The organism is Microbispora sp. NPDC088329, from assembly GCF_040685655.1.
GTDB lineage: Bacteria > Actinomycetota > Actinomycetes > Streptosporangiales > Streptosporangiaceae > Microbispora.
In genome coordinates this window covers 523623-547857 of record NZ_JBFBIP010000001.1, presented here as the reverse complement: position 1 = coordinate 547857, position 24235 = coordinate 523623, and the positions used below count along the sequence as shown (strand labels likewise).

Genomic DNA, 24235 nt, shown 5'->3' with positions numbered 1-24235 from the left:
AAGCACGCGTAAGGACGCTGAGGGGCTGGGGATTCACGTGGCCGACGAGGACGAGGCGACCCGCGCGTACCGGCGTACGGCCCAGCCCCCGGCAGCGCAACGTCCGGCGGCCCGGCCCCCGGCACAGCCCGGGCAGGCGGCTCCGGCGGGGTCGGGCAGGGAGGACACGGTCCCCCGCATTCGCTCGAAGGTGTACGGAAAGCCACGTTCCGGCAACACCCCGGTCCGCCCGCTCGGCGGGAGCGGACAGGAGGCGGGGGAGCCGCAGAGCGCCCCGCGCGGGGGCGGTGGCGGGCCGCGGGGCCGCGGCGGCGGCCGCGGACCGCGGCGGACCGGCAGGATCATCCTGCGGGGCGTCGTGGTGCTGGTCGTGCTCCTGCTCATCGCCGCCGTGGCCGGATATTTCTGGATCGGCTCCCGGCTCCGGCCGGTCGAGTCGCTGACCGACTACAACGGGCGGCCCGCCGAGACACCGGGCGCGGACTGGCTGCTGGTCGGCTCCGACAGCCGGGCGGGCCTGACGGCGGCGCAGCGCAGGAAGCTGGCCACGGGAAAGGCGGTCGGCAAGCGCACCGACACGATGATGCTGCTGCACATCCCCGAGAGCGGCCGGCCGACCCTGGTAAGCCTGCCCCGCGACTCGTACGTCCCGATCGAGGGGCACGGCAGCGGCAAGCTGAACGCGGCGTACGCCTTCGGCGGCCCGAAGCTGCTGGCCAAGACGGTCGAGCAGGTGACCGGCATCAGGATCGACCACTACATGGAGATCGGCTTCGGCGGTTTCGTCGGCATCGTGGACGCGATCGGCGGGGTCAACATCTGCGTGAAGCAGGACATCAAGGACCCGAAGGCCGGCATCGACCTGAAGAAGGGCTGCCAGGACATGGACGGCGGCACCGCGCTCGGCTACGTGCGGACCCGGGCCACCGGCGCCATCCCGGACTTCGAGCGCACCCAGCGGCAGCGCCAGTTCTTCTCCGCCGTCGTGCAGAAGGCCGCGAGCCCCGGCACGCTGATCAACCCGTTCACCTCGGTCCCGCTGGCGCTGAGCGCGGCCGACTCGGTGTCCGTCGACCCCGGCTCCGGCCTGTTCGACCTGCTGTCGGTCGGCCTGGCCATGCGTGAGGGCCCCATCGCCACCGCCGTGCCGATCGGCTCGCTGCCGACGATCGGCGGGCAGGCGGTGGTCAAGTGGGACACCCAGAAGGCGCTGCGCCTGTTCGAGGCGCTCGCCGCCGACAAGCAGGTCCCCAAGGACGTCATCACCAAGTAGCCCCGGCGGGGTCGTTCCCGGAGCCTCCGGGTGGTCCGTGCGGGCCATGCGACCCGTCCCGGCCGCTCACACGGCCGCTCGTCCGGGGCGCTCCGCGCGCGGCACGGGCGGCAGGGGTGGGCGGGGCGAGCGGGCAGGGGTGAGCGGGCAGCGCTCAGCTTCCGGCGGTGGCGGCGACCGTCGCGGCGGCCGTGGCCGCGGCCACGGCGGCGTGCACGGACGCGATCGTCTTGCGGACCGCCTCGCCCGTCCACTGGCCCTGGGCGATCTCCTTGATCCGGCCCTTCGGCGCGTCAGGGAACGCCTTTCGGTCGAGCTTGGCCGCGTGCATGACCGCGATCAGGACCGCCGTACGCTCGTCCGGCTCGGCCCCGGCCAGCACGCTCTGGACACGCTCCCGCACGCCTTTCTCCGGGCTCGGGTCGAGCTCGGGATAGCGCGTGGTGGGGAAGATGCCCAGGATCTTGCTCTGCTGCTCGTTCAGCACGCCCCGGGCGGCCAGGCGGGTCAGCAGCCGCTTGCGCAGCCTGCCCGCGCGCAGCTTGCCCACCCACCAGTCGGCCTTGTGCGGGCGCGGCTCCTCCGCGATGCGGGTGAGCGTCGCGTCCAGCTCCTCCTCGCCCAGCCGGGTGTGGTCGACGGGCACGACCTTCGCGCCGTCGAGGTCCACCCGGCCGCGTACGGCGAGCTCCGCGAGCAGCGCACCCCCCAGGGCGCAGTCGAGCTCCACCGACCCGATGACCGGCTTTCCGGTGTCTTCCCGGTAGGCCAGCAGCAGCACTTCCTCGGCGATCGTCAGCGTCACGCAGACGAGCCTAACTCTCCGATCAGGGCCAGAATGGGCGCTTATGGGAATCTCTGCGGACCTCCATGCCATCGGCCGGCCGATGCTGGACGCCCAGCTCGCGCACCCGACCGTACGCGGCATCGCGGCGGGCGACCTGCCCGAGCCGGTCTTCCGGTCGTGGCTGGAGCAGGACTATCTGTACCTGCTCGACTACGTCCGGGTGTTCAGCCGGCTTGCCTGGCAGGCCCCGGACGCCCACCTCGGCGACCTGGTCGACCTCGCGTACGCCACCTGGCACGACGAGCTGGACCTGCACCGGTCGCTGTCGGCCGAGTTCGGCGCCGACCTCGACGGCGCGGTGAAGGGCCCGGCCTGCGCGGCGTACACGTCGTTCCTGCTGGAGGCGGCGGCCGACTACGCGGAGGGCCTGGCCGCGTTGTACCCCTGCATGTGGGGCTACTCGACGCTCGGCCGGATCCTGGCCGCCGACCCGCCCGCCGAGCCCCGGTACAAGGCGTGGGTGGACACCTACGCCGACCCCGGGTTCGCCACCCTCGCCGAGCGCATCGCCGTGATGATCGACGAGGCGGCTCCCGACCCGGCGCGCGCCAGGGAGCTGTTCGTCCGGGGCATGGAGCACGAGCTCGCGTTCTGGGACGTCCCCTGACCGCGCGGGTTAGTGTGAAGGCATGCCGGAGCTGCCCGAGGTCGAGGCGCTCGCCGAGTTCCTCCGCGAGCACGCCGTCGGCCATGCCGTCGTCGGCGTCGACGTGACCGCCATCCAGGCGCTCAAGACCGTGAACCCGCCCGTCACCGCGCTCGCAGGGCTGCTCGTCACCGGCGTGGCGCGGCGAGGCAAGTTCCTCGACGTCGACTGCGACGGCCTGCACTTCGTCACCCACCTGGCCCGGGGCGGCTGGCTGCGCTGGCGCGACGACCTCACGGGCGCGCGGCCGGTGCGGCCGGGCAAGGGCCCGCTCGCGGTCCGGGTGAGGCTGTCGCCGGGCGAGGACGGCCGCGCCCCCGGGTTCGAGCTGACCGAGGCCGGCACGCAGAAACGCCTGGCCGTCTACGTGGTGCGCGATGCCGGGGAGGTCCCCGGCATCGCGGGCCTCGGGCCCGACCCGCTCGCCGAGGAGTTCACCCCGGACCTGCTCAAGACGATCGTGGGCGGCAGCCGCGCGCAGATCAAGGGCCTGCTGCGGGACCAGAAGGTGATCGCGGGCATCGGCAACGCCTACTCCGACGAGGTGCTGCATGTCGCGAAGATGTCCCCTTTCAAGGTCGCCGGCACGCTGACCGACGGCCAGATCGCCGATTTGCACGACGCGATCGTGAGCACGCTGCGGGACGCGGTCGGGCGGGCCAGGGGGCTGGCCGCCAAGGACCTCAAGTCGGAGAAGAAGTCGGGCCTGCGTGTGCACGGCCGTGCGGGCGAGACGTGCGAGGTGTGCGGCGACACGATCAGGGAGGTGTCGTTCGCCGACTCGTCGCTGCAGTACTGCCCGGCCTGCCAGACCGGTGGCAAGCCGCTGGCCGACCGCCGGCTGTCGCGCCTGCTGAAGTAGCGGCCGCTGAAGTAGCGTCGGCGACCACCGAGGATCACAGCTGCAGGTCCGGGCCCGGGCACGGGTGTCGTGCCGCCACAATGGGCGCATGACATTGCCGGAAATCACCCCTGACGCCCTGCCCGACGACGCGTACCTGCTGGACGTCCGCGAAAACGAGGAGTGGGTGGCCGGCCACGCCCCCGGCGCCGTTCACATCCCGCTCGGTGAGCTGCAGGTGCGGCTGGACGAGGTGCCGCACGACCGGCGGGTGTACGTGGTCTGCCGGGTCGGCGGCCGGTCGGCGCACGCGGCGATGTGGCTCAACCACATCGGCAGGGACGCCGTCAACGTGGACGGCGGCATGCAGTCCTGGGCCGCGGTCGGACGCCCGATGGTGAGCGAGACCGGCGCGGCGCCCTACGTCGCGTAGGAACCCAGGCCGGCGCGGGCAGCGGGCGGCGCGGGAACCAGGCCGGCGCGGAAACAGGCGGCGCAGGCTTAGGAGAACGGTCAAAGTAGTGCCATAATCGCAAAGACATCATCAATACCCGCGGGAGCTCGGGCGTGACCGGGCTGAGAGGGCGGATCGAAGTCGTGCCGCCGACCGCATGAACCTGTCCGGATAATGCCGGCGTAGGGAGCGTGTGATGACTTCTGCCGTCGTCGACGACGCGCACGCGGAGGTTCCGCTCACCCTGGACGAGGAGGCCCCGAGAAATCTGGGCCTGCTCGATCAGGGGGCGTTCTGGGCCAACCTCGGGGTGAGCCTTCTCGGCTTCTCCGGGGCGCTGTTCCTGCTCGACCCGCTGGGCGGGAAGCCGCTCACGTTCACCGCCGCGGTCCTGGCCGCCGTCGTCGGCAGCCTGGTCGGGACGGCGATGGTCGGCCTGGCCGCGATCCCCGGCACGCGGACCGGCCGCCCCGCGATGGTGCTGCTGCGCGGCCTGTTCGGGGCCCGGCTCTCGTACATCCCGACCGTGCTGAACATCGTGCAGATGCTCGGCTGGGGCGCCTTCGAGCTGTGGGTGATCGCCAACGGCGCGCAGGCGCTGTTCGGCACGGCGGTGCCGTACGCCGTGTGGGCGGTCACGGCGGGCGCGCTGACGATCGCGCTGACGATCCGGCCGCTCGGCGCGCTGCGGCTGCTGCGCCGCTACGTCACCGCGGGCGTCGTGATCGCGATGATCTGGCTGTCGGTCGCCCTGTTCGCTCAGGGGCCGTCCGTGGGGGGCGGCTCCTGGGACGCCTTCGCCCCCGCGGTCGACTACGTCATCGCGCTGTCGGTGTCGTGGGTGCCGATGGCGGCCGACTACGCCAGGCACTCGCGGTCGAGCGGCGCGGCGTTCACCGGCGTGGTGGCGGGATACACGATCGCCCAGGTCGCCTGCCTGGCCCTCGGCATCGCCGCGCTCGCCCTGGTCGGCAACGACGGCGACAAGGTGTGGGACCCGTTCGTGGCCGCTCCTCTCGGCGTCGTGTTCTTCGGCATCCTGGTGCTGCGCGAGGTCGACCAGTCGTTCGCGAACGTCTACTCGACGACGGTGTCGATCCAGAACCTCGCCCCGCGCTGGGACCGCCGGGTGATCTCGGTGGTGATCGGCGTGCTCACCACGCTGATCGCGCTGTTCGCCGACGTGAACTCCTACGGCGCGTTCCTGAGCGTGATCGGGGCGGTGTTCGTGCCGATGTTCGCCGTCCTCGTGGTCGACTACTTCCTGCTCGGCGGGGCCGCCCGGTGGAACACGGCAGAGGACGCCCCCTCCCGCTGGCTCATGGTCGCGCCGTGGATCCTCGGGTTCGCGGCGTACTGGATCGTGACGTCCACCCCCACCGTCGGCTGGTGGGACGGGTTCTGGACCGACGTCCGCCTCGCTCTCGGGTTCGTCCACCAGCCCTGGATGAACGCCGCGCTCGCCGCCTTCCTCGTCGCCGCGCTGGTGACCGCGGCGCTGTCCGTCCCGGCCCGCCGCCTGCGGTCGCGCCGTTAGAGCCGGCCGGCCTCTCACCCCAGCCGGCCTCGCCCTGGGGCCGGCGTGTTTCTCGGGTCGGCTTCTCACCCAGAGGCAAGCGAGTTGCAAGACGACGCCCCAAGACTGCCGCTCAGGGAAGGCCCGCTCCGGCCTTCACCGTCAGAGAGGCCGTGGGGGCAGTGCAATTCGGGGTTCTGGGTCCTTTCGAAGTGCGGGACGGCGAGGTGCCGGTCGGCGTCGGAGGCCCGCGGCAACGGGCCGTCCTGGCCCGGCTGGTGCTCGCCGCCGGCGCGGTCGTCTCCACGGACACGTTGATCGAGGACCTCTATCACGGCAGGCCGCCGGCCACCGCACTCGAGTCGATCCACGTCTACGTGTCGAACCTGCGTCGTGTCATCGAACCGCAGCGGGCGCCGCGCACCCCTCCCCGGCTCCTCGTCGCGAAACGCCCGGGCTATCTGCTCGCCACCTCGGACGTCGACGCCCTGCGGTTCGGCGGGCTCGTCGCCTACGCGGAACGCAGGCCACCCGCCCGGGCGCTCGCGCTGCTCGACGATGCGCTGGGGCTCTGGCGCGGCCGGCCGTACGCCGACTTCGCGGGCGAGCTCTGGGCCGTCACCGAGGTGAACCGCCTCCACGAGCTGCGTCTGGTCGCCGTCGAGCGCCGCGCACGGGCACAGCTCGACCTGGGCCGGCCCGAGGCGGTGATCCAGGACCTGGAGGCCGAGACCGGGGAGCATCCGCTACGCGAACGGCTGTGGTGGCTGCTGGCCCTGGCGTACTACAGGACCGGCCGTCAGGCGGACGCGCTGGCGACACTGCGGCGCGCCAGGAGTCTCATCGCCGATCAGCTCGGGCTCGATCCGGGCCCGCAGCTGCGGGCGTTGGAGCAGGACATCCTCCGGCAGGCCCCGTCTCTCACCCCACCGTCTCTCACCCCACTGGCTCTCCCCACCCTGCTCGCTCCTGCCCCGTCCGCTTCTGCCCCGTCTCTCACCGCGCAGGCCCGCACTCTCCCCGGCGAGCCCGTCGTACCCACCCCCGCCCGGCCGGCCTCCGGGAAGGCGCGCCCGCCGCACGGGCGCGACCGGCAGCTCGCGGAGATGGAGGCGATGCTCGGCGGCGGGGTGAGCACGATCGCGGTGACCGGGGAGCCGGGCATCGGCAAGACATGGCTGCTGAAGGCGTTCCGGGACCGGTGCGCGGAGAGGGGACACCTGACCCTCTGGGGTAGCTGTCACGATCTCGAAAACGCCCTGCCACTGCGGCCGTGGATCCAGGTCCTGAGGGCGCTGGAGCGCGTCCGTCCGGCTCCCGACCCCGAGGCACTGGCCGGGCTCCTCGACGAGGAGGTCCCGCAGGGATCTGCACGGGGATCGGCGCAGGGATCGGCGCAGGGATCGGCGCAGGGATCGGCGCAGGGATCGGCACAGGGGGCGCGTCAGCGGCGTCATCAGGCCGTCGCCGACTGGCTCTGCGCCGCCGCCCTGGAACGGCCGGTTGTGATCATTTTGGACGATCTCCAGTGGGCCGACCCGGCGACCCTGGGAATGCTGCGCGATGTGACGGCGCTCGTCGGCGAGTCGGCGGAGCATGTCCCGCTCACGCTGGTGACCGCGTTCAGGGACACGGCCCGGGCCGGTCCGCTCGACGACGTGCTCGGCATATTCGCCCCGTACAACCTGCTTCGCATCCGGCTCACGGGCCTCGACACCCCCGCCATCCGGGCCATCGCCGTGACCGTGGGCGCGGAGATCGACGAGCGGACCGCTCAATTGCTGACCCGGCGCACCGGCGGCAACCCGTTCTTCGTACGTGAGACGGCCCGGCTGCTTGCGCGGGGCCGTTCGCTGGAGACGGTGCCCGACGCGGTCGCCGGCCTGATCCGCCAGCGGCTGGCGGCGCTGGACCCGCGGGTCGCCGAGGTGCTCGAGATCGCCGCGGTGATCGGCAGGGAGTTCGATCCCGGCGTCGTGGACGAGGTGCGGGCGGCGCCCGTCTACGACCTCCTGGACCAGGCCGTGCGGACCGGTCTGGTCGTCGCCGCCGGGCGCAGGATGGGCTTCGCCCACGACCTGGTGCGGGAGACCCTTCTACGGGAGATCCCGCCGCTGCGCAGGGCCGTCATCCACCGGCAGGTGATGAACGCGTTCGTCGCCCGGCCCGGCGCCGACGTCGCCGCCATCGCTCATCACGCGATCCAGGCCGGGCCCGCGGCGTACGCGGAGGCGGCGCGCTGGGCCGCCGCGATGGCCGAGCAGTCGGGTCTCCGCCTGGCCTACGAGGAGGCGGCCACCTGGTGGGGCCGTGCGGTCGAGGCACACGGGGCCGCGGCCGGTGATCCCGCCGACCACGTCGAGCTGCTGCTGCGGCAGGCCCGCGCCCTGCTCGACGCCGGCGACGCCCTGGCCGCCAGAAGCGTGCGGGCGCGGGCGATACGGGTGGCCGACCGGGTGACCGGCCCCGACGGGCACGTGCTGGCCGCCCGGGCGCTCACCGCGCTGGACGCCCCCTCGATCTGGAACCTGCGCAATCCGTACGAGGAGGTCGAGCTCCAGCTCGTGCACCGGTTCGGGCGCGCGCTGGACGCCATGCCCGAGGCCGCCGCCCCCGAGCGGGCGCGGCTGCTCGGCGGGCTGGCCCAGGAGCTGTACGACGGGTCGGACGACCCGCGCTGCCACGTCTACTCCGCGCAGGCGGTCGAGACGGCCCGCCGGCTCGGCGACCCTCACCTGCTGATGCACACGCTGAACGCCCGATATCTGGCGATCCCCAGCTCGATCTACACCGAGGAGGCGCGGGAGATCGCCGGGGAGCTGGAAGACCTGGGCCACAAGACCCGGGCGCCGGAGTTCGAGCTGCTCGCGCAGATGATGTGGACCTACCGTCGCATGGAGGTGTTCGACGTCGCGGGAGCGGACGAGGCGGCCGCCCGCTGCGACGCCATGCTGGCCCGCATGCCCCTGCCCTGGCCGCGTTTCCAGCACACCATGTGGCGGGCGGGGCGGCTCACGCTCCGCGGACGGTACGACGACGCCGAGGCCCTCTACGCCGACCTCGACCGGCAGGCCGGACACGTCGGCATGTGGTACGCGGGATCCGTCGTGTCCCTGGGCCGCATCCTCCTCGCCTACCACAGGGGGACGATGGACGGGGCGGAGCCCCTGATCGACGCGGTGGCCGGCGTCAACCCCTGCGGGGACCAGGCGCTCCGCGTGCTCCTGCGGTGCGGCCAAGGGAGAAGGGAGGAGGCGCGCGAGGAGGCCGCCGAGGGGTGGCGGCCGGTGCCGCGCGACTGGTCGTGGCTGACCTTCACCTGTCTCCAGGGCGCCGCGCAGGCGGCGGTCGGCGACGCGCACGCCTGCGCGGCCACGTACTCCGCCCTCCTGCCCTATGAGGGACGGATCTCGGTGGGAGCCGCGATCGCCTTCCTGGGGCCGGTGGACTGGTTCCTGGCGATGCTCGCCTCGGCCACGGGGGACGACGCCGCCGCGGCGCGGCACCACGCCGGGCTCGCACGGCTCGCCGGCAGGGCGGGTCTCACCGCGTGGCGGGACCGCGCCGTCGCCGCGGCCGGTCGATCACCCAGGACGGCTCCCCAAGGCTGCTGAGGGCTGTCGAGGGCTGTCGAGGGCTGTCGAGGGCTATCGAGGCTATCGGCGGCTGTGGGGGCGCTACTGGCGGCGTAGGCCGGCCGCGACGAGCGCGGCGTACACGCCCCCCTGGGCCATCAGCTGGTCGTGGGTGCCGCGTTGCACGACGTGTCCGGAGTCGAGGACAAGGATGAGGTCGGCGTCCCTGACCGTGCTCAGCCGATGGGCGATGACGATCCGGGTCTGCGGGAGCCAGGCCAGGTTGGCCTCGACGGCGGCCTCGGTGGCGCTGTCGAGGTTGCTGGTGGCCTCGTCCAGCAACAGCACCTTGGGCCGGGCCAGCACGGCGCGGGCCAGGGCCAGGCGCTGCCGCTGGCCGCCGGACAGCCCGCCGCCGTCGGTCAGCATGGTCTCGTAGCCCATGGGCATGGCCATGATCTCGTCGTGCAGAGCCGCCAGCCCGGCGGCCTGCATGATCCGCTCCAGTGGCGCGTCGGGGTCGTTGAGCGCGATGTTGTCCCGGATGGAGCCGTTGAACAGGGCCACATCCTGGGTGACCACCCCGAACTGGCGGCGCAGCGTGCTCAGGTTCAGCTCGGCGGCGGGGACGCCGTCGTAGCGGATCTCGCCCTCGACCGGGATGTGCAGCGCCAGCAGGAGCCGGGCCAGCGTGCTCTTGCCCGAGCCGGACGCTCCCACCAGCGCGACCTTCTGACCCGGGCGGATCGTCACCGACACGCCGCGTACGGTCCACGGGCCGCGCGGGTCGTGCCGGAAGCCGACGTTCCGCAGCTCGATCGCGCCGCGCAGGCGCAGCACCTCGATGCCCTGGCTCGGTTCGGGGGCGGAGGCGAGAATGTCGGTCAGCCGGTCGAAGTGCGCGCCCGCCTGCTGGAGGCTCTGCAGGCCGGTCATCAGCGACGCGAGCGGGGTGAGCGCGGCGAGTGCGACGGCGTTGAGCGCGACCAGGGCGCCCACGCTGAGCTGCCCCTCCAGCACCCGCCAGGCGCCGAGCCACAGCAGCCCGAGCGGGGTGATCACGCGGATCGCCGACAGCGCGGCCTCCAGGAGGCCGTGGGTGAGCCCGCTGCGCACGTCCGCGTCGAGTTGCCGGGCGAAGTGGGACGACCACTGTTCCATCGCCCTGCGTTCCGCGCCCGACGCCTTGAGCGTCTCGATTCCGCTGATCGTCTGGATGAGGCTGCTCTGCGAGGCCGACAGCGCCGTGAGCTCCTGCTGCGCCAGCCGGTGCACGCGGCGGGACGTGGCCGCGAGCAGCGCCGACTGCAGCACGACCACACCGGTCAGCGCCACGCCGAAGACGGGGTCGCGCAGGTAGACCAGCGCCAGGTAGCCGACGGCGAGCGGGCCGTCCAGGAGGGCGGTGACGATCTGGCCGGTGAGCAGCTCGCGCAGCGTCGTGACGCTGGTGGCCCGCGTCACCAGGTCGCCGGTGCCGCGCCGGGTGAAGTACCGGTACGGCAGGGCCACGAGGTGGGCGACCACCCCCTCGGTGAGCTCCCGGTCGGCGCGGGCGCGCACCGCCACAAGCAGGGCCGCGCGCAGGTACGCGAGGACGAACTGGGCGGCCCCCGCAAGCAGCACGCCCACGCCGAGCAGCGGCAGCAGGGCGGTGGCGTCGCGCGGGATGACCGTGTCGAGCAGCACCTCCGACAGCAGCGGCATGGCCAGGCCCAGCAGCTGCAGCAGCAGAGAGGCCGCGATGACCTGCACGAGCAGGCCGCGCCTGCGCCGCAGCAGCGTGCGCACGAACTCCCGCCGCCAGGCGCTCGCCAGCGACGACGACCCGCGCCGGAATCCCTCCCCCGGCTCGAAGACCAGCAGCACCCCGGTGAAGGCGGCGGAGAACTCCTCCTGGGTCAGCCGCCGCCGCCCCTGCCCGGGATCGACGATGTCCACCCGGTCGGCCGACCACCGCTCGACCACCACGAAGTGGTTGAACTCCCAGTGCGCGACGGCCGGAAGCGGCACCCGGGCCAGGTCCTCGGGGTCGAGCGAGAACCCCCGTGCCTTCAGGCCGTGCTCACGGGCGCCCTGCAGGAGCGCGCGGGCGCTCAGGCCGTCGCGGCCGACACCGAGGCGTTCCGACAGCTCGGTCAGCGTGACGCGGTGGCCGTGATGCGACAGCACCATGGCCAGGCACGCGGTGCCGCACTCGGTGGGCGTGTTCTGCAGCATCACCGGGACACGCCTCACCGGGCCGCCCCCGGCACAGGCATGGGCGTCTTCACCGGTGTCGGCACCGCTGACCGCGCTGATATCTGCGCCGCCACCAGCACCGCCACGACCACTCCGGCGGCCGCCAGCACGGCCACCGCGATCCACAACATCAGGAACGACGGCCCGCGGAGCGCGACCGGCACGCGCGGCCCCCGGTTCCGTACGGCGTGCCGCCGCAGTGCCTCCTCCCGGAAGGCGCCGCGTGCCTGCCCCGGGACGGGACCGCCCGGCTCGGGTGGCGGGCCGGGGGTGGGCCCACCCGGTGGCGGGCCCGGCGGCCGGTGTGCCCGTTCCCCGGTTCCGGCGGAGGGCCGGTGGGGTATCGGCCGGGTGCTGTCGGGGTCCGGCCCGGGCACGGGGGCTGACGCGGTCATCGGCGTCGCCCCGGCTCGACGCCGCCGAGGAAGCCCGGGATACGCGCCGGCCAGGTCTCGTGTCGCCGCCGGCGAGACCGGCGACGATCGGGTGTGCTGCTCACGGCGTTGGCTGCCGCTCAGAGCCAGTGCCAGGTGATCTCGGCCGCCGCGCGGCGCGCCGCCATGAACGCGGCGAAGCCCGCCCGTCCCGCCGCGGCCCGCGTCGCCGGGTCGTCGAGGTCGGCCGGCCGCCGTTCGCGTACCACCCCGAACAGGTGCCCGGCGCCGTACGGCATCGGCCCCACGACCGCGCCGGCCGCGGCGTCCCGGAGCGGTTCCGGCAGTTCGCGGGCGACCCGGACCGCCGCCGTCACGTTGAGATCGCCCCGCGACAGCACGGCCGCGCCGAGAGCGGCCAACGGTTCCCGCGCCGCGGCGAGGCCGGCCAGCCGCTCCGCGCTCCCCGCGGCCCATATCGCCCAGACCTGGTCGAACTCCTCGGGGTGGCGCTCCAGGTAATCCCACGCGGTCTCCCGCTCGATCCGCGCCCGCACCCGCCGCTTCAGGGCGAGCCCGTGGATGTGGTTGTCGTAGGCCTCCTGGGTGAGCCCGACCTCACCGAGCCAGCGCAGCATCCGCTCACGGGTGTGCAGGCCGCGCCGCCGCCGGTAGGCGTCCGACGCCTCCTGCAGCTCCTCCCCGGTCGGCTCGGGCTCACGCGCGATCAGCTCTTCCAGGACGCAGTGGTCGACCAGCTCCTCCGGCACGGAGGGATCCCGCTCGGCGCGGGCGCGCAGCGTCAGCAGCGCGTTCTGGATCAGCAGCTCCTGGCCGTCGACGGTCAGCACCCGTCCCGAGGCCCAATGGGTGGAGTGGTCCACCGTCCAGGGGACGCCGTCGTCGGCCGGGGCGGTCAGCGCCACGGTTCCGCCGGCCGGATGGCCGAGCACCAGGTCGTAGTCGACCGTGGGGCTGCCGGGCCGTACGTCGGTCACGAGCTGGGCCCGCGCGTCCGGGTGGTCGGCCCGCCAGCGCTCGGCCGCGCGCCGCGCCGCGGCCACGCCGTCACGCGTACGCGGCAGGCTGCGCAGGAGCTCCACCGCCTCGGCCAGGACGCCGGCGAAAGAGGTCTCCTCGGTAGGAACGGTCATGCGCTTTCCATCGTGGTCGCGGGGCGGGGGCCGGGTTCGGCGGCGACGAGCCAGTCGGCGATCGCCGCGGAGATGGGCAGGCCGGTGGCCGACTCGATCCAGCCCCACTGGCCGGTGGGATTGATCTCCAGGTACACGTATCGCCCGTCGGGGGTGAGGATCATGTCGATGCAGCCGTACGGCAGGCCGAGCGAGGCGGTCAGCGCCAGGCAACGGCGCTCCACGTCCTCGGGCAGCCGATGGATCCCGTACGCGGAGAAGCTGCGCTCGTAGTGGCGGTAGTCGTACCGGGTCGTCCGCGACCCCTGAGAGTGGATCTCCGCGGCGAACACCCGGTCTCCCACGACCGTGATCCGCAGCTCGATCGCCTTCTCCACGTACGGCTGGAGGATCACCGGGGAGGCGCCGAGCCGATGCCGATGGGTGAGGTGCCGCCGGGTGACCGGGGTGGTGTAGAACACGTGCTCCTCGCCGCCGATGTGGAACGGGACGTACTCCACCTGCTTGGCGATCAGCTCGCCGTCCGCCTCCGCCCAGAACGGGATGAGTTCCTCGGAGTCGTTGGTGACGAGCGTGTCGGGGGTGATGAAGCCGAGCCGGGCCGCGGCGGCGAGGTTGAGCAGCTTGTTCTGCAGCCGGATGACGTCGATGCTGCGGCCGGGGAACCAGCGGGCGTCGAGGGTGTCCTCCCAGCCGTACAGCAGGATCTGCGCCGTCTTCTCGACGTACCGCCGGTGGTCGGCGTCGGTCACCGACTCCGGTGCCCGGGGCGGAGAGGGACGGCGGTTCCACACGGCGCTGAACAGGGACGTGTCGTACGTCCTGCCGCCGGTGTGCAGGATGTGGCGCCAGCCCTCGCGCGTGAGCCGGGAGGTGATCCGGCTCTCGGCCGGGTAGCCGCCCGGATCCCACCACAGGAACTCCGCCCCGCGTTCACGCAGATGCGGGACGACCATCTCCACAGACGCGTCGTCCGCGGCGCTGAGAATCAAGATCAACGTACTGTTTCCCGTCGAGGTTCCAGGCGAGGTTTCCCGTCGGGGTTTCCCGCCGAGGGGACGGCGTGACCGGGCGCCCGGTCACGCCGCCGTGCTGGTTCGACCGTCAGATGCGGACGTCCATCGGGTCGCCCTGGCCGCCTCCGAGAGAGGAGGACACCCAAGCGCACTCGGGGCCCATCAGCGGGGGCAACCCGCCGACGATGTCGTCCAGGAAGTCCTCCGGCAGCTCGGCGTCCCCGTTGAGGTCGTCGATGCGAACAGACATGCTTTTCACCACCTTTCATTTGGAACGGCGGCATGCCCGGAGAGCCCGCTCACGGCCCGAGGGCCGCGGCGGGACGAGTCCGGTGTGCCGACAGGAAGCAGCCTGCCGAGCGCGGCTAAAGGCTTACTTGTGATCTTCTAAAAGCCCTGCGGGCACCAGGTGGAGCCCGGGGTGGTCAGAGGGCGCCTTCCAGGCGGAGCAGGTGCTCCTTGGCCGCCGGGCCGCCGGCGTACCCGCCGAGCGCGCCCGGGCCCTCCACGGCGCGATGGCACGGCAGGAGCAGGCAGACCGGGTTGCCCGACAGGGCGTTGGCCACGGCGCGGGGCGCCTGCGGGCGCCCGATCCGCTCGGCGATCTCCTGGTAGGTGGTGACGCTGCCGTACGGCACGGCCGGCATGAGCTGGATCACCGTACGGCTGAAGCCGGTGACCAGGCGCAGGTCCACGGAAAGGGAGAAGGTGCGCAGCCTGCCCGTGAAGTACGCGTCCAGTTCCCTGCGCAGGGGATCGAGGCGGCGCGGGTCGGGCCCGATGAACGAGCCGACGACGCGGGAGATCCGGGCGAAGAGCTGGTGCTCGTCCTCATAGGTGCAGGCCAGCACGCCGCGTGCGGTCACGGCGAGGACCAGGCGGCCCACCGGCGCGTCGGCGGTGCCGAAGGCGACCTCGGGCGGGGTCTCGCCGACGTAGCCCGGCGAGGTCACGCGGAGCAGGGCTTCGAGGTCCTCGGTGGACATGGGCGCCCCACTTTCTCGTCACTACTGCAGGCAGCGTATCGGAGCGGTCGCGAGGTGATGGAAAACCCCAAGATCAAAAGGTGAAAGAAGGCACGATGGGGACGTGGGTGACAGCAGCGTGGACGGCCGGGCGGCGGGTGTCGCCCCCGCGATCCCTGACGCCGTGGACCCGCCCGCGGGCAGGTTCGGCGTGGAGCCCGGCGGCGGTCCCGGTGCGGGCGTGGAGCCCCGCGAGGGCGCCGCCACGACCGTGAACGGAAGCCCCGCCGCGACCGCGAACGGGAGCGTCGGCGGGCACGCGGACGAGGCCTTCGGCGGTGTCGAGGAGGGCCTCGCGCAGGCGATCCTGGCCGGCTCCCCCGACGCGATCGTCACCCTCGACCGTGACCTGGCCGTGCTGAGCTGGAACGCGGCGGCCGAGAGGCTCTTCGGCTGGCCCGCGGCCGATCTGCTCGGCAGACGGGCCCCGATCGTGCCCGACGAGCTGATGGCAGAGCATCACGCCGTGCTCGAACGCGTACGCGCGGGCGGCCGGGTGTCGGTGACCACCAAGCGTCTCCACCGTGACGGCCGGCTGCTCGACCTGCGGGTGGACACCAGCGCGTTGTGCTCGCCGGCCGGCGTTCTGCTGGGATACGTGAAGGTCTACCACGCCGCCGAGGACGACGACGCCGCGCACGGCAGGATGGTGCGCCGCGCCCGCCTGGTGCGGCGGCTGACCGACGTCGTCGGCGACATCAACGCCGAACTCGACCTGCCCGTCGTGCTCGACCGGATCGCCGCGAGCCTGACCGAGCTGACCGGCGCCGACGCCGGCGGTTTCGTGTCCATCGAAGGGGAGCGGCTGCGCCTGGTCGGCGTGCACCAACTGCCGGAGACGCTGCGCGGGGCCACCGCCGACCTGCACACCAGCCTGGTCGCCAAGCTGCTGCGCACCGGCAAGACCGTGCTGCTGGAGACCGGTCCCGAGGGCTTCCCGGACCTGATCTGGGCGCGCCTGCCCGGCCTGCACACGATCGCCGTCGGCATCGCCGCTGTGGGCGGGCGTCCGTACGGAGCGCTGTACGCGCTGTTCGCCCGGCGCAAGCCCAGCCACCTGGAACTGGAACTGCTCGAACTGCTCGCCGGGCACGCCGGCATCGCCGTCGCCAACGCGATGGCGTACCAGGAGGCGGTGCGGCAGCGCGCCCACGAGCGGGCCGTCTTCGACGCCAGCGCCGACGGCATCGCCGTGCTGGACGGCACGGGCGTGGTCGTGCGGTGGAACCCGGCGGCGGCCGAGCTGACCGGGCATCCTGCCGACGGGGTGATCGGGGGGCCGCCGCCCTTCCCGCTGCCGGCGCCGGGGGAGAAGCTCACCTTCCAGCTTCCGTCCGGCCGCTGGCTCGACGTGCTGTGCGCGGAGATCAGGGAGACGGGGGAGAGCGTCGTCGACTTCCGCGACGTGACCCGGGCCAAGGAGCTGGAGGAGGCCAAGGACCTGTTCCTCGCCACCACCAGCCACGAGCTGCGTACGCCGATCACGATCGTGCACGGCTTCGCCAGCACGCTCGACTCCCGCTGGGACCACCTGTCCGACGGGGAACGGCGTTCGGCGGTCCACACGATCGCCGAGCGCGCCCGCTCGCTCGGGCAGCTCATGGATCATCTCCTGCTCGGCGCGCGGTCGGGCGCGGAGGAGCTCAAGGTCAGGGTCGAGCCGTTCGATCTGGCCGCCCGGGTGCACGCGGCGACGCTCGGACTTCCGGTCCTGCCCGACAGGCACCGGCTGGAGGTGGACATCCCGCCCGATCTCCCCTTCGTGTTCGGGGATGCGCTCGCCACCGACATCCTCCTGGCCCAGTTGCTGGAAAACGCGTTCAAGTACTCCCCTGACGGCGGTCTGATCCGGGTCGAGGCATGGCCGGAGGACGAGCGGGTCGTGCTGGTGGTGGACGACGAGGGAGTGGGCATCGCACCCGGTGACCGGGAGCGCGTCTTCGAGCGGTTCGTCCAGGCCGACAGCGGCGACCGGCGCAGATTCGGCGGCGTCGGGCTCGGGCTCTACATCGTGCGCAACCTCGCCCGGGCCCAGGGCGGGGACGTCGCCGCGCTGCCGCGATCCGGTGGGGGAACCCGGATGCGACTGGTGTTGAACTCGGCAGGATCTTCATCCTGATAAGACAGATCGGAGCGTGGCGTCACCACTTAAGGACTGAACTATTGTCCAATGTGCACAAGCTGTGATCCGGGGCACGGTTTCCCGGCCGAGCAAGCGGGGCATTTCGGTCGTAGGGCTCGTGCCGCAGAACGGGGGTAAGGGGGAGGTGAGTGCGTCGAGCGTCGTGATGCTGCCGTACGCACCGTCGAGCGTCGCCGTCGCACGTCAGCGCCTCAGCGCCGAGCTTTCGCACGCGGGGCTGCTCGCCACCGCTGTCGACGACGTCGTCTTGATCATGAGCGAACTGCTGAGCAACGCGCTGCGCCACGCCCATCCTCTCCCGTGCGGCCGGCTCAAAGTGGCCTGGTTCTGCTCGGACACCCAGATCGAGGTGGCCGTGAGCGACGGGGGCGCGTATACGGAACCCCGCGCGGGCCGTCCGACGCTGTCGTCTCTCGGCGGTCGTGGACTCGGCATCGTCGAGTACCTGGCCGAGCGCTGGGGAGTCCGGCACGAGGAGGAGGCGACCACCGTCTGGGCCGTCGTGCCCGCCATATGGCCCGCCCGGAACGGACACGTCGAGATGTCCGAAACTCCGGTGCTGCGCGAGGTCGGTTGACGGCCACTTGAGCCTCGGGGCGCGACACGGGCAGCGACACGGGGCAGCGGGCCGAAGGACGCGTTCGGCTTGAGTCGATGGGGGTTCGGGTCAGAGGCGGCCGAAGGCGTACTCCATGCAGACGAGGTCGTCCCGGGTGTCCCATGACTCGGTGACGGTGAAGCCGATTCGCTCGTACAGGGCGATCGCGGTCGTCCGCCAGCGCCACACCGACAGCCGTACGGACCGCAGGCCGGCCGCGTGCGCCCGGGTGAGCGCGGCGCGGACGAGCCCGGCGGCCACGCCCCTGCCGCGCTCGTCCGGGTTCACCCACAGCCGTTTGATCTTCGCCCGCTCCTCGGCGGGCGCCGTGAGCACCACGCAGCCGATCGTCGCGTCCCCACGACGTGCGACCAGCACGACGTCGTCCGCGAACGCCGCGCCCGGATCCTCGACCTCCACCCGGTAGCGCTCGGGCAGATGCGTCGCGTCGGCGACCGGCACGCCCTTCTCGGCCTCGGTGCGCAGGTGATAGGCGGCCAGAAGCGCCCGCAGGCCCTCCCCGCCGGTGTCCCCGGCCGCCCAGATGCCGATCACGTGATCAGAGGCCATGCGGTCAGCATTCCATCCCGCCCGTCACGGCGCGGGCTGCGCCGGGTGAAGGTGGCCGAACCGGCGGGCATCCGCACCGACCGGTGCGTACGGCTCGCACGGGGCCGCGCCGTCACCCCGTTCCTCGCCCCAACGTCACGCCGTGCGCGGGTGGAGCACGGCCCGTTCGGCCGTCGTCCAGGCGCTGCTCACGAGCAGGTAGACGCCCGCCGCGAGCGGGAGGAAGGCCGCCGCGACCACGGTCCAGAACGGCGCCAGGACCTGGAGGCGCCGCATCGGCGCCGTGGGCTCGACCCGGCGGGCGGCGATCACGGCCACGGCCACGAGCAGCGCGAGCAGTCCGGCGAACACCCCGGCCGCCGGGCTGACCAGGCCCGCCCCGGCGACCGCGGCCGCCAGGTGCTCCCCCAGCGGCACGCCGAGCACGCTCTGCGCCAGCAACAGGTTCGGGTGTCCCGCGATCACCGCGGCGGTGAACAGCCGGTAGGTCACCATGAAGAACGGGGACTGCGCGAACGCCGGGAGGTAGCCGGTGAACTGGCCGACGCCCTCCTTGGCGTACAACGCGTTGATCTCACGCTGGAACCGCCGGGGATCGTTCTTCCAGCGGGTGCGCAGCCTTTCCGCCTGGGGAGCGAGCCGCATCCGGATCCGCTGCGCCCGCGCGACGCGGAGGCTCAGCGGCAGCAGCGCCAGCCGTACGGCGAGGGTGACCAGGACGATCGCGAGTCCGGCGCCGGTGACGTGGCTGAGCGCGCCGATGAGCCGGTAGGCGGGGTCGAGCACGAAGTCGAACATGGAAAGCCTTTCGTCTGTGACCTTCTGCTGGTGAATGAGGGCATGACGAAGGCGCTCGTGACCGGACGGATCACCGGTCAGGCGAGCGCGTGGCTTCCGGATGGTGCACGGGGACGGGGACGGCCAGGCGTGCCGGGATCGCGCAGCCTGACCATCGCCGTCTCACCGTTGTACGACGACCTGCCCGGCCCCCGACGCAGAACGGGGACGCCGGTCAGCCGGCAGAGCATCCAGGCGAACACCAGGACGGCCACGCCGGCCAGGCCGACCGCGGTCAGCATGCCGGGCCCCGCGGACCCGGCGGCCAACCCGGCCAGCAGCCAGACGAGCGATCCGACGGCGGCCTGGAGAGCGTTCACCTCAGCGGGACAGCTTCCCGACGACGGTGACCGCGACCACGGCGACGAGAGCGATGATTCCGATGATGAGCAGGAACTTCAGCGTCGCGAACAGCGCGGGGATCACGAATCCGAACACCAGCCAGAGAGCTGCGAGGATTCCCAGTACGGTCAGTACGGTACGGGCCATAGCCACAAGGTACGCGGTGGGACCGACAATCGCGAGCTTGATCCAAAATCGGTTTCCCTACCCGCGTTCCGTGAGGTTTCACGTGAATCATCGCGTTAGGTCCGCGGTTCACCGGCCGACGGTGATGGCTCCCGCACGTACAGAGGCGGCGGTGAGGCAGGCGGCTCGGCCGGGTTTTCGAGAGGCCGGTTCTTACGAGACGGTGACGGGACTCCGCCGGGCCGCGCGGCGGACTTACCGTTGAGGGCGTGCCCTCCTCGAAGAACTCCGCGAATACCGCTCGCGTCCTGGTGGTGGACGACGACCCCACTGTCGCCGAGGTGGTGGCCCGTTACCTGGAGCGGGACGGGCACGAGGTCGAGTGCGTGGGTGACGGGGCCGAGGCGCTGCGGCGGGCCCTGGCCGACCCGCCCGACCTGATGGTGCTCGATCTGATGCTGCCCAAGCTCGACGGCCTTCAGGTCTGCCGGAAGCTGCGGGAGCGGTGGCCCGTCCCGGTGATCATGCTGACCGCTCTCGGCGAGGAGATGGACCGGGTGGTCGGCCTGGAGACGGGTGCGGACGACTACGTGACGAAGCCGTTCAGCCCGCGCGAGCTGGCGCTGCGCGTGCAGTCCGTGCTGCGGCGGGCCCGTGGCGCGCTGGTGCCCACGGGCACCGGCGTGCTGCGTGACGGCGATCTCGTGGTGGACGTCGGCGCCCACGAGGTGCGCCTGGGCGACAAGGAGATCACGCTGACCGCCCGTGAGTTCGACCTGCTCGTCTACCTGCTGCGCAATCCCCGCCAGGCGTTCAGCCGTACGGCCCTGCTCGACCAGGTGTGGGGCTGGTCGTTCGGCGACTCCTCCACCGTCACGGTCCACGTGCGCAGGCTGCGGGAGAAGATCGAAGACGACCCCACCGAGCCGCGCCGGATCGTCACCGTCTGGGGTGTCGGCTACCGCTACGAGCCGCTGCCGTGATCGTCCAGATCGTCGCGGTCGCCGCCGGGCTCGGCCTCGTCATCGCGGGCCTCGGCCTGGCGCTGCTGCGGGTGCTGCGCCGCCGCTCGATCGGCGTGATGCTCGCGGTCGTCGCGGCCGTGACGGTCTCCGCGACGCTGGCCGGGGTGGTCGCCATCACGCTCGCCATGATCATCGACGGCCGGCCGAAGAACATCGTGCTCACCGTCGTCGGCATCGGCGGCCTGGTAGGCCTCGGGGTCGCGCTGGTCAACGCCCGGACGGTGGTGCGCGCCAGCAGGAGCCTCGTCGGCGCTCTGGAGAGCGTGCCGCCCTCCGGCCGGTTCGTCCCGCCGCCGACACCGCTCCCGGCCGAACTGCAGACCATCAGCACCGCCCTCGAGCAGGCGTACGAGCGCCTGCGGCTGGGCCGCGAGCGTGAGCGGGCGCTGGAGAGCGCGCGGCGCGAACTGGTCGCCTGGGTCAGCCACGACCTGCGCACGCCTCTCGCCGGGATGCGCGCGATGGTGGAGGCCCTGGAGGACGGGGTGGCCGACGACCCCGAGACCGTCAAGCGCTACCACGTGCAGATCAGGGTGGAGGTCGACCGGCTCGCCGGAATGGTCGAGGACCTGTTCGAGCTGTCGCGGATCCACGCGGGCACGCTGCGGCCCACGCTCACCCGCACCGGGCTCGGCGACCTCGTCGCGGACACCCTCGCCGCCGTCGAGCCGCTGGCCCGTGCGAAGGGCGTGCGTCTGACCGGCGAGGCGGATCCGCGCGTCCCCGTGTACGCGGACGCCGGACAGCTCGGCCGGGCCGTACGGAACCTGGTGGTGAACGCGATCCGCCACACGCCGGCCGGGGGTACGGTCGTCGTGCGGGCGACGGCGGACGGGACGACCGCCCGCCTGTCCGTGCTCGACGGCTGCGGCGGCATCCCGGAGGAGGACCTTCCCCGGGTTTTCGACGTCGCGTTCCGCGGCGAGGCCGCGCGGACGCCCGGCCCCGACGGCGGCGCCGGGCTCGGTCTCGCCATCGCGCGCGGCATCGTGGAGGCCCACGACGGCGACATCGGCGTGGTGAACGAGGGCCCCGGCTGCCGCTTCGAGATCACGCTGCCCCTGGCCTGACAGCGCGGCGTCAGCCGACCTGGTAGCCCTCCGCCTGCAACGCGAACAGGCTCGCGTACAGGCCGCCGAGGCGCAGCAGTTCGGCGTGCGAGCCGCGCTCGGCCACCCGCCCCTCGTCCAGCACCACGATCAGGTCGGCTTCCCGGATCGACCCGAGACGGTGTGAGATGAGCAGGTTCGTCCGCCCTGCCCGGTGCCGCCGTAGCCCGCGGTGGATCTCGTGCTCGGCCTCGGCGTCCAGACCCGAGCTGGGCTCGTCCAGGATCAGCAGGTCGCGGCCGCCCCTGAGGTAGGCGCGCGCCAGCGCGAGACGCTGCCACTGGCCGCCGGACAGATGGACCCCGGCCTCGCCGCCGTCGAGGAAGATCCGCGACAGAAGCGTGTCGTAGCCCCGTGGCAACGCGCCGACGAAACCGTCGGCACCCGCGAGGCCGGCGGCCTCGGCGATCCGCTCCCGATCGTCCAGCGCGTCGAGGTCGCCGAGGCCGATGTTGTCCGCCGCGCTCATGTCGTAGGTCATGTAGTCCTGGAACACCGAGCCCATCCGCCGCCGCAGATCGGCGGGATCGAGGTTTCTGAGGTCGACGCCGTCCCAGAGGATCGCGCCCCGCTCCGGGTCGTACATGCGGCACAGCAGCTTGACGACGGTGCTCTTCCCCGCCCCGTTTCGGCCGACGAGGCCGACCGAGTGCCCGTACGGGATGGTGAACGAGACGCCTCGCAGCACCCACTCGTGCTCGGGGGAGTACCGGAACCAGACGTCGCGGAACTCGATCCCCCGCCGCGGCTCGGGCACGGTGACCGGCGCGGGCCGCACCGGGAGGTCCGGCGCGGCCATCAGAACCGTCAGGTAGTGACCGAAGAGCAGGGCCTGCTGGTGCATCGTCGCGATCTCCCCGACCAGACCGCTGATCGCGGCCTGGACCCCGGCGACGGCGGCGACGAACAGCGAGACGTCCCCCACGGTCCGGCCCCCGCCGAGGGTCTCCAGCAGGGCCCACAGCAGACCCGCTCCCGCCAGCAGCGCGCTCGCGCCCGCCATGACGCTCTGGACGGCCAGTTCCCGGCGGTCCGAGCGGCGGCGCTCGGCGTTGGCGGTCACACGCTGCTCGCGCATCAGGCCGCGAAGGTGGCCCGCGAGGCCGAACAGTCTGATCTCCTTGGCGGCCTGGGCGCTCAGCAGGAGGTCCTGGAAGAAGAACTCCCTGCGTTCGTTCGGGCCTATGCCGATCAGCATCGCGGCGCGGCGCCGGGACAGCCAGACCTCGGCCGCGAGGCCCGGCACGGCGGTTGCTGCCACCAGGACGGCCATCCACGGGTTGATCAGGGCGAGAGCGCCGAGGAAGCCCACACCGGCCACGACCGACCTGACGACCCCGAAAGCGGCCATGACCACCATGCCGGGCGTGGCGCCGCCGTACTGCAGCGCGAGCCTGAGCGTGTCGAGGAAGGCGGGATCCTCGAACCTGGACAGCCCGACGAACCGCTCGGTGGCGGCGAACAGGCGGTCCTGCGCGACGACGCCGATCCTCCTGCCGATCTCCTCCCGCAGATACAGGGTGGCCTGGGGCACGACGGCCGCCGCGGTCCCGCAGGCGGCGAGCGCGGCGCCCAGCCCGGCGATCGACTCCGCGGTCGCCGTCCCGTGGGCGACCAGGTCGAGCACGGTCTTGGTCAGCCAGGCGATCACCGGCGGGATCACCGCCGCGGCCGCGATCAGCGCGCCGTAGACCGCCAGCCGCGCCCTGCCCGCCTCCCACGCCAGCCGTACGGCCGCCCGGACGGCCCTCACGCGCCCAGGCCCTCCATGCTGGTGCCGCTCGCGAGAATCGTGCGGGAGGCGTCGACCAGTGCGAAAGCGGGGAACCCGGACACCGACAGCGCCCGTGTGAGGCCACCGCCGGAGCTTTCGATCACTACGCGGGCGACGGGTTCGAGCGCGGCCCGCTCCGCCGCGACGTCCTCCTCGCGGCCGGCCAGTACGGCGAGGACCGACGACCTCCCGCCCGCGCGGTTCTTGGCCGCGTCGACGAACGACGGCATGCGCTCGGCGCAGGCCGGGCAGCCCGGGGAGAAGACGCCCACGAGCGTGGGCGTCCCGGGAAGGGTGTCGTCGGACACCGTCTCTCCGTCCGTGGTCACGGCGGCGAACGGTCCGACGGCCGATCCCGCCGGGGCCATGACCTCGGGGCCGCGTCGCAACGCCGCCAGTGCCTCCGAGTGCTCGCGGAGCCTGCGGATGACGCCCACCGAGAGGACGAGGTCCACGGCGCACAGGACGCCGACGACCGTGACGAAGGCGATGAGGAACGGCATGAGATCTCCCTGCTTGGGCCGTGGGTTTCATCGGCTGTGGTCCGGCGGCAGCCGCCGCAGGACCACGCCCAGGACCCGGTCGGCGGGCACGAAGCCGCGCCGGCGCGAGTCCGGGCTGGAGCGGCGGTCGTCGCCCAGGACGACCAGATGGGCGGCCCGGCGCAGCCGGGCGACCACGGCCAGGCCGGAGAGCGCCACGGCCACGCCAGGAAGGAGGATCGGCCGCACCCGGGCCGGATGGGCCAT

The 24235-nt window shown here is 72.7% G+C and carries 24 protein-coding genes and 1 riboswitch; of the genes, 10 read left to right on the top strand and 14 right to left on the bottom strand.

The window, feature by feature from the left end:
• The first annotated feature begins 37 nt into the window (after positions 1–37).
• Positions 38–1273, top strand: coding sequence for an LCP family protein (locus AB0O28_RS02710; protein ID WP_363635512.1), 1236 nt, complete (start codon positions 38–40; stop codon positions 1271–1273).
• A 154-nt stretch (positions 1274–1427) separates the two neighbouring features.
• Here AB0O28_RS02710 and AB0O28_RS02705 read toward each other — a convergent pair whose 3' ends face one another.
• Entirely contained in the window at positions 1428–2078 is a 651-nt protein-coding gene (locus AB0O28_RS02705) for a GPP34 family phosphoprotein (protein WP_363635510.1), read from the bottom strand.
• Between the two features lie 43 nt (positions 2079–2121).
• On the opposite strand from AB0O28_RS02705, the gene AB0O28_RS02700 reads away from it, so the two are divergent.
• The 5 genes from AB0O28_RS02700 to AB0O28_RS02680 all read left to right on the top strand — a co-directional run bounded on the left by AB0O28_RS02700 (position 2122) and on the right by AB0O28_RS02680 (position 9191).
• Entirely contained in the window at positions 2122–2727 is a 606-nt protein-coding gene (locus tag AB0O28_RS02700; protein ID WP_363635508.1) for a TenA family protein, read from the top strand.
• A 22-nt stretch (positions 2728–2749) separates the two neighbouring features.
• Positions 2750–3628 carry a DNA-formamidopyrimidine glycosylase family protein gene (locus tag AB0O28_RS02695; protein WP_363635507.1) on the top strand — a complete coding sequence of 293 codons (879 nt, stop codon included), beginning with the start codon at positions 2750–2752 and terminating at the stop codon, positions 3626–3628.
• 88 nt (positions 3629–3716) lie between these two features.
• Positions 3717–4040, top strand: coding sequence for a rhodanese-like domain-containing protein (locus tag AB0O28_RS02690; protein ID WP_363635505.1), 324 nt, complete (start codon positions 3717–3719; stop codon positions 4038–4040).
• Positions 4041–4150: 110 nt separating this feature from the next.
• Positions 4151–4267: riboswitch (TPP riboswitch) on the top strand.
• Positions 4258–5598: a cytosine permease gene (locus AB0O28_RS02685; protein WP_363635503.1), complete on the top strand. Its 1341-nt coding sequence runs from the start codon at positions 4258–4260 to the stop codon at positions 5596–5598. It overlaps the preceding riboswitch by 10 nt.
• Positions 5599–5750: 152 nt before the next feature.
• Complete coding sequence (locus AB0O28_RS02680; RefSeq protein ID WP_363635502.1) at positions 5751–9191, top strand: BTAD domain-containing putative transcriptional regulator; 3441 nt, start codon at positions 5751–5753, stop codon at positions 9189–9191.
• 63 nt (positions 9192–9254) lie between these two features.
• Here the strand turns inward: AB0O28_RS02680 and AB0O28_RS02675 are convergent, their stop codons facing one another.
• The 6 genes from AB0O28_RS02675 to AB0O28_RS02650 form a co-directional block, all read right to left on the bottom strand.
• Positions 9255–11372 (bottom strand): peptidase domain-containing ABC transporter, encoded by a 2118-nt coding sequence (locus tag AB0O28_RS02675; protein WP_363636159.1) that lies wholly within the window; start codon positions 11370–11372, stop codon positions 9255–9257.
• Positions 11373–11386: 14 nt separating this feature from the next.
• Positions 11387–11788: a hypothetical protein gene (locus AB0O28_RS02670; RefSeq protein WP_363635501.1), complete on the bottom strand. Its 402-nt coding sequence runs from the start codon at positions 11786–11788 to the stop codon at positions 11387–11389.
• 119 nt (positions 11789–11907) lie between these two features.
• A complete protein-coding gene (locus tag AB0O28_RS02665; protein ID WP_363635499.1) occupies positions 11908–12921 on the bottom strand; it encodes a TIGR04500 family putative peptide maturation system protein in 1014 nt (337 codons plus the stop codon).
• On the bottom strand, positions 12918–13919 hold the full coding sequence (locus AB0O28_RS02660) for an MvdC/MvdD family ATP grasp protein (RefSeq protein ID WP_363635498.1): 1002 nt from the start codon (positions 13917–13919) through the stop codon (positions 12918–12920). Before AB0O28_RS02660 ends, AB0O28_RS02665 begins: the two co-directional genes overlap by 4 nt.
• 106 nt (positions 13920–14025) lie before the next feature.
• Positions 14026–14187, bottom strand: coding sequence for a hypothetical protein (locus tag AB0O28_RS02655; RefSeq protein ID WP_363635496.1), 162 nt, complete (start codon positions 14185–14187; stop codon positions 14026–14028).
• Between the two features lie 175 nt (positions 14188–14362).
• Positions 14363–14923 (bottom strand): methylated-DNA--[protein]-cysteine S-methyltransferase, encoded by a 561-nt coding sequence (locus tag AB0O28_RS02650; RefSeq protein WP_363635494.1) that lies wholly within the window; start codon positions 14921–14923, stop codon positions 14363–14365.
• Between the two features lie 343 nt (positions 14924–15266).
• Between AB0O28_RS02650 and AB0O28_RS02645 the strand changes: the two genes are divergently transcribed.
• Together AB0O28_RS02645 and AB0O28_RS02640 are read left to right on the top strand one after the other, a co-directional pair.
• Complete coding sequence (locus AB0O28_RS02645) at positions 15267–17081, top strand: PAS domain-containing sensor histidine kinase (RefSeq protein WP_363636157.1); 1815 nt, start codon at positions 15267–15269, stop codon at positions 17079–17081.
• A 148-nt stretch (positions 17082–17229) separates the two neighbouring features.
• Complete coding sequence (locus AB0O28_RS02640) at positions 17230–17682, top strand: ATP-binding protein (RefSeq protein WP_363635492.1); 453 nt, start codon at positions 17230–17232, stop codon at positions 17680–17682.
• A 90-nt stretch (positions 17683–17772) separates the two neighbouring features.
• On the opposite strand, the gene AB0O28_RS02635 is transcribed toward AB0O28_RS02640, so the two are convergent.
• The 4 genes from AB0O28_RS02635 to AB0O28_RS02620 all read right to left on the bottom strand — a co-directional run bounded on the left by AB0O28_RS02635 (position 17773) and on the right by AB0O28_RS02620 (position 19599).
• On the bottom strand, positions 17773–18273 hold the full coding sequence (locus tag AB0O28_RS02635) for a GNAT family N-acetyltransferase (protein WP_363635490.1): 501 nt from the start codon (positions 18271–18273) through the stop codon (positions 17773–17775).
• A 135-nt stretch (positions 18274–18408) separates the two neighbouring features.
• Entirely contained in the window at positions 18409–19071 is a 663-nt protein-coding gene (gene yidC, locus AB0O28_RS02630; RefSeq protein WP_363635488.1) for a membrane protein insertase YidC, read from the bottom strand.
• Between the two features lie 77 nt (positions 19072–19148).
• Positions 19149–19430 (bottom strand): DUF6412 domain-containing protein, encoded by a 282-nt coding sequence (locus tag AB0O28_RS02625; RefSeq protein ID WP_363635486.1) that lies wholly within the window; start codon positions 19428–19430, stop codon positions 19149–19151.
• Position 19431: 1 nt separating this feature from the next.
• Positions 19432–19599 (bottom strand): hypothetical protein, encoded by a 168-nt coding sequence (locus tag AB0O28_RS02620; protein ID WP_363635484.1) that lies wholly within the window; start codon positions 19597–19599, stop codon positions 19432–19434.
• A 248-nt stretch (positions 19600–19847) separates the two neighbouring features.
• Between AB0O28_RS02620 and AB0O28_RS02615 the strand changes: the two genes are divergently transcribed.
• Positions 19848–20561: a response regulator transcription factor gene (locus AB0O28_RS02615; RefSeq protein ID WP_363635482.1), complete on the top strand. Its 714-nt coding sequence runs from the start codon at positions 19848–19850 to the stop codon at positions 20559–20561.
• Positions 20558–21673, top strand: a complete 1116-nt coding sequence (locus AB0O28_RS02610) for an ATP-binding protein (protein WP_363635480.1) — start codon at positions 20558–20560, stop codon at positions 21671–21673. Before AB0O28_RS02615 ends, AB0O28_RS02610 begins: the two co-directional genes overlap by 4 nt.
• A 10-nt stretch (positions 21674–21683) precedes the next feature.
• Here AB0O28_RS02610 and AB0O28_RS02605 read toward each other — a convergent pair whose 3' ends face one another.
• Genes AB0O28_RS02605 through AB0O28_RS02595 form a run of 3 tightly spaced genes read right to left on the bottom strand, consistent with a single transcriptional unit; the run spans position 21684 to position 24235 of the window.
• Positions 21684–23465, bottom strand: a complete 1782-nt coding sequence (locus AB0O28_RS02605; RefSeq protein WP_363635478.1) for an ABC transporter ATP-binding protein — start codon at positions 23463–23465, stop codon at positions 21684–21686.
• The gene (locus tag AB0O28_RS02600; RefSeq protein WP_363635476.1) at positions 23462–23989 is read right to left on the bottom strand and encodes a TlpA disulfide reductase family protein; all 528 of its coding nucleotides are present in this window, start codon (positions 23987–23989) and stop codon (positions 23462–23464) included. The genes AB0O28_RS02605 and AB0O28_RS02600 overlap by 4 nt, the downstream gene beginning before the upstream one ends.
• Before the next feature lie 27 nt (positions 23990–24016).
• The gene (locus AB0O28_RS02595) at positions 24017–24235 is read right to left on the bottom strand and encodes a S26 family signal peptidase (RefSeq protein ID WP_363635474.1); all 219 of its coding nucleotides are present in this window, start codon (positions 24233–24235) and stop codon (positions 24017–24019) included.

Bases quoted from the DNA above. Each gene is read 5' to 3' on its own strand.
- AB0O28_RS02655 (WP_363635496.1), bottom strand. From the start codon at position 14,187: ATGTCTGTTCGCATCGACGACCTCAACGGGGACGCCGAGCTGCCGGAG.
- AB0O28_RS02665 (WP_363635499.1), bottom strand. From the start codon at position 12,921: ATGACCGTTCCTACCGAGGAGACCTCTTTCGCCGGCGTCCTGGCCGAG.
- AB0O28_RS02690 (WP_363635505.1), top strand. From the start codon at position 3,717: ATGACATTGCCGGAAATCACCCCTGACGCCCTGCCCGACGACGCGTAC.
- AB0O28_RS02620 (WP_363635484.1), bottom strand. From the start codon at position 19,599: ATGGCCCGTACCGTACTGACCGTACTGGGAATCCTCGCAGCTCTCTGG.
- yidC (WP_363635488.1), bottom strand. From the start codon at position 19,071: ATGTTCGACTTCGTGCTCGACCCCGCCTACCGGCTCATCGGCGCGCTC.
- AB0O28_RS02635 (WP_363635490.1), bottom strand. From the start codon at position 18,273: ATGGCCTCTGATCACGTGATCGGCATCTGGGCGGCCGGGGACACCGGC.
- AB0O28_RS02595 (WP_363635474.1), bottom strand. From the start codon at position 24,235: ATGGCCCATCCGGCCCGGGTGCGGCCGATCCTCCTTCCTGGCGTGGCC.
- AB0O28_RS02670 (WP_363635501.1), bottom strand. From the start codon at position 11,788: ATGACCGCGTCAGCCCCCGTGCCCGGGCCGGACCCCGACAGCACCCGG.
- AB0O28_RS02695 (WP_363635507.1), top strand. From the start codon at position 2,750: ATGCCGGAGCTGCCCGAGGTCGAGGCGCTCGCCGAGTTCCTCCGCGAG.
- AB0O28_RS02700 (WP_363635508.1), top strand. From the start codon at position 2,122: ATGGGAATCTCTGCGGACCTCCATGCCATCGGCCGGCCGATGCTGGAC.
- AB0O28_RS02650 (WP_363635494.1), bottom strand. From the start codon at position 14,923: ATGTCCACCGAGGACCTCGAAGCCCTGCTCCGCGTGACCTCGCCGGGC.
- AB0O28_RS02685 (WP_363635503.1), top strand. From the start codon at position 4,258: ATGACTTCTGCCGTCGTCGACGACGCGCACGCGGAGGTTCCGCTCACC.
- AB0O28_RS02600 (WP_363635476.1), bottom strand. From the start codon at position 23,989: ATGCCGTTCCTCATCGCCTTCGTCACGGTCGTCGGCGTCCTGTGCGCC.
- AB0O28_RS02675 (WP_363636159.1), bottom strand. From the start codon at position 11,372: ATGCTGCAGAACACGCCCACCGAGTGCGGCACCGCGTGCCTGGCCATG.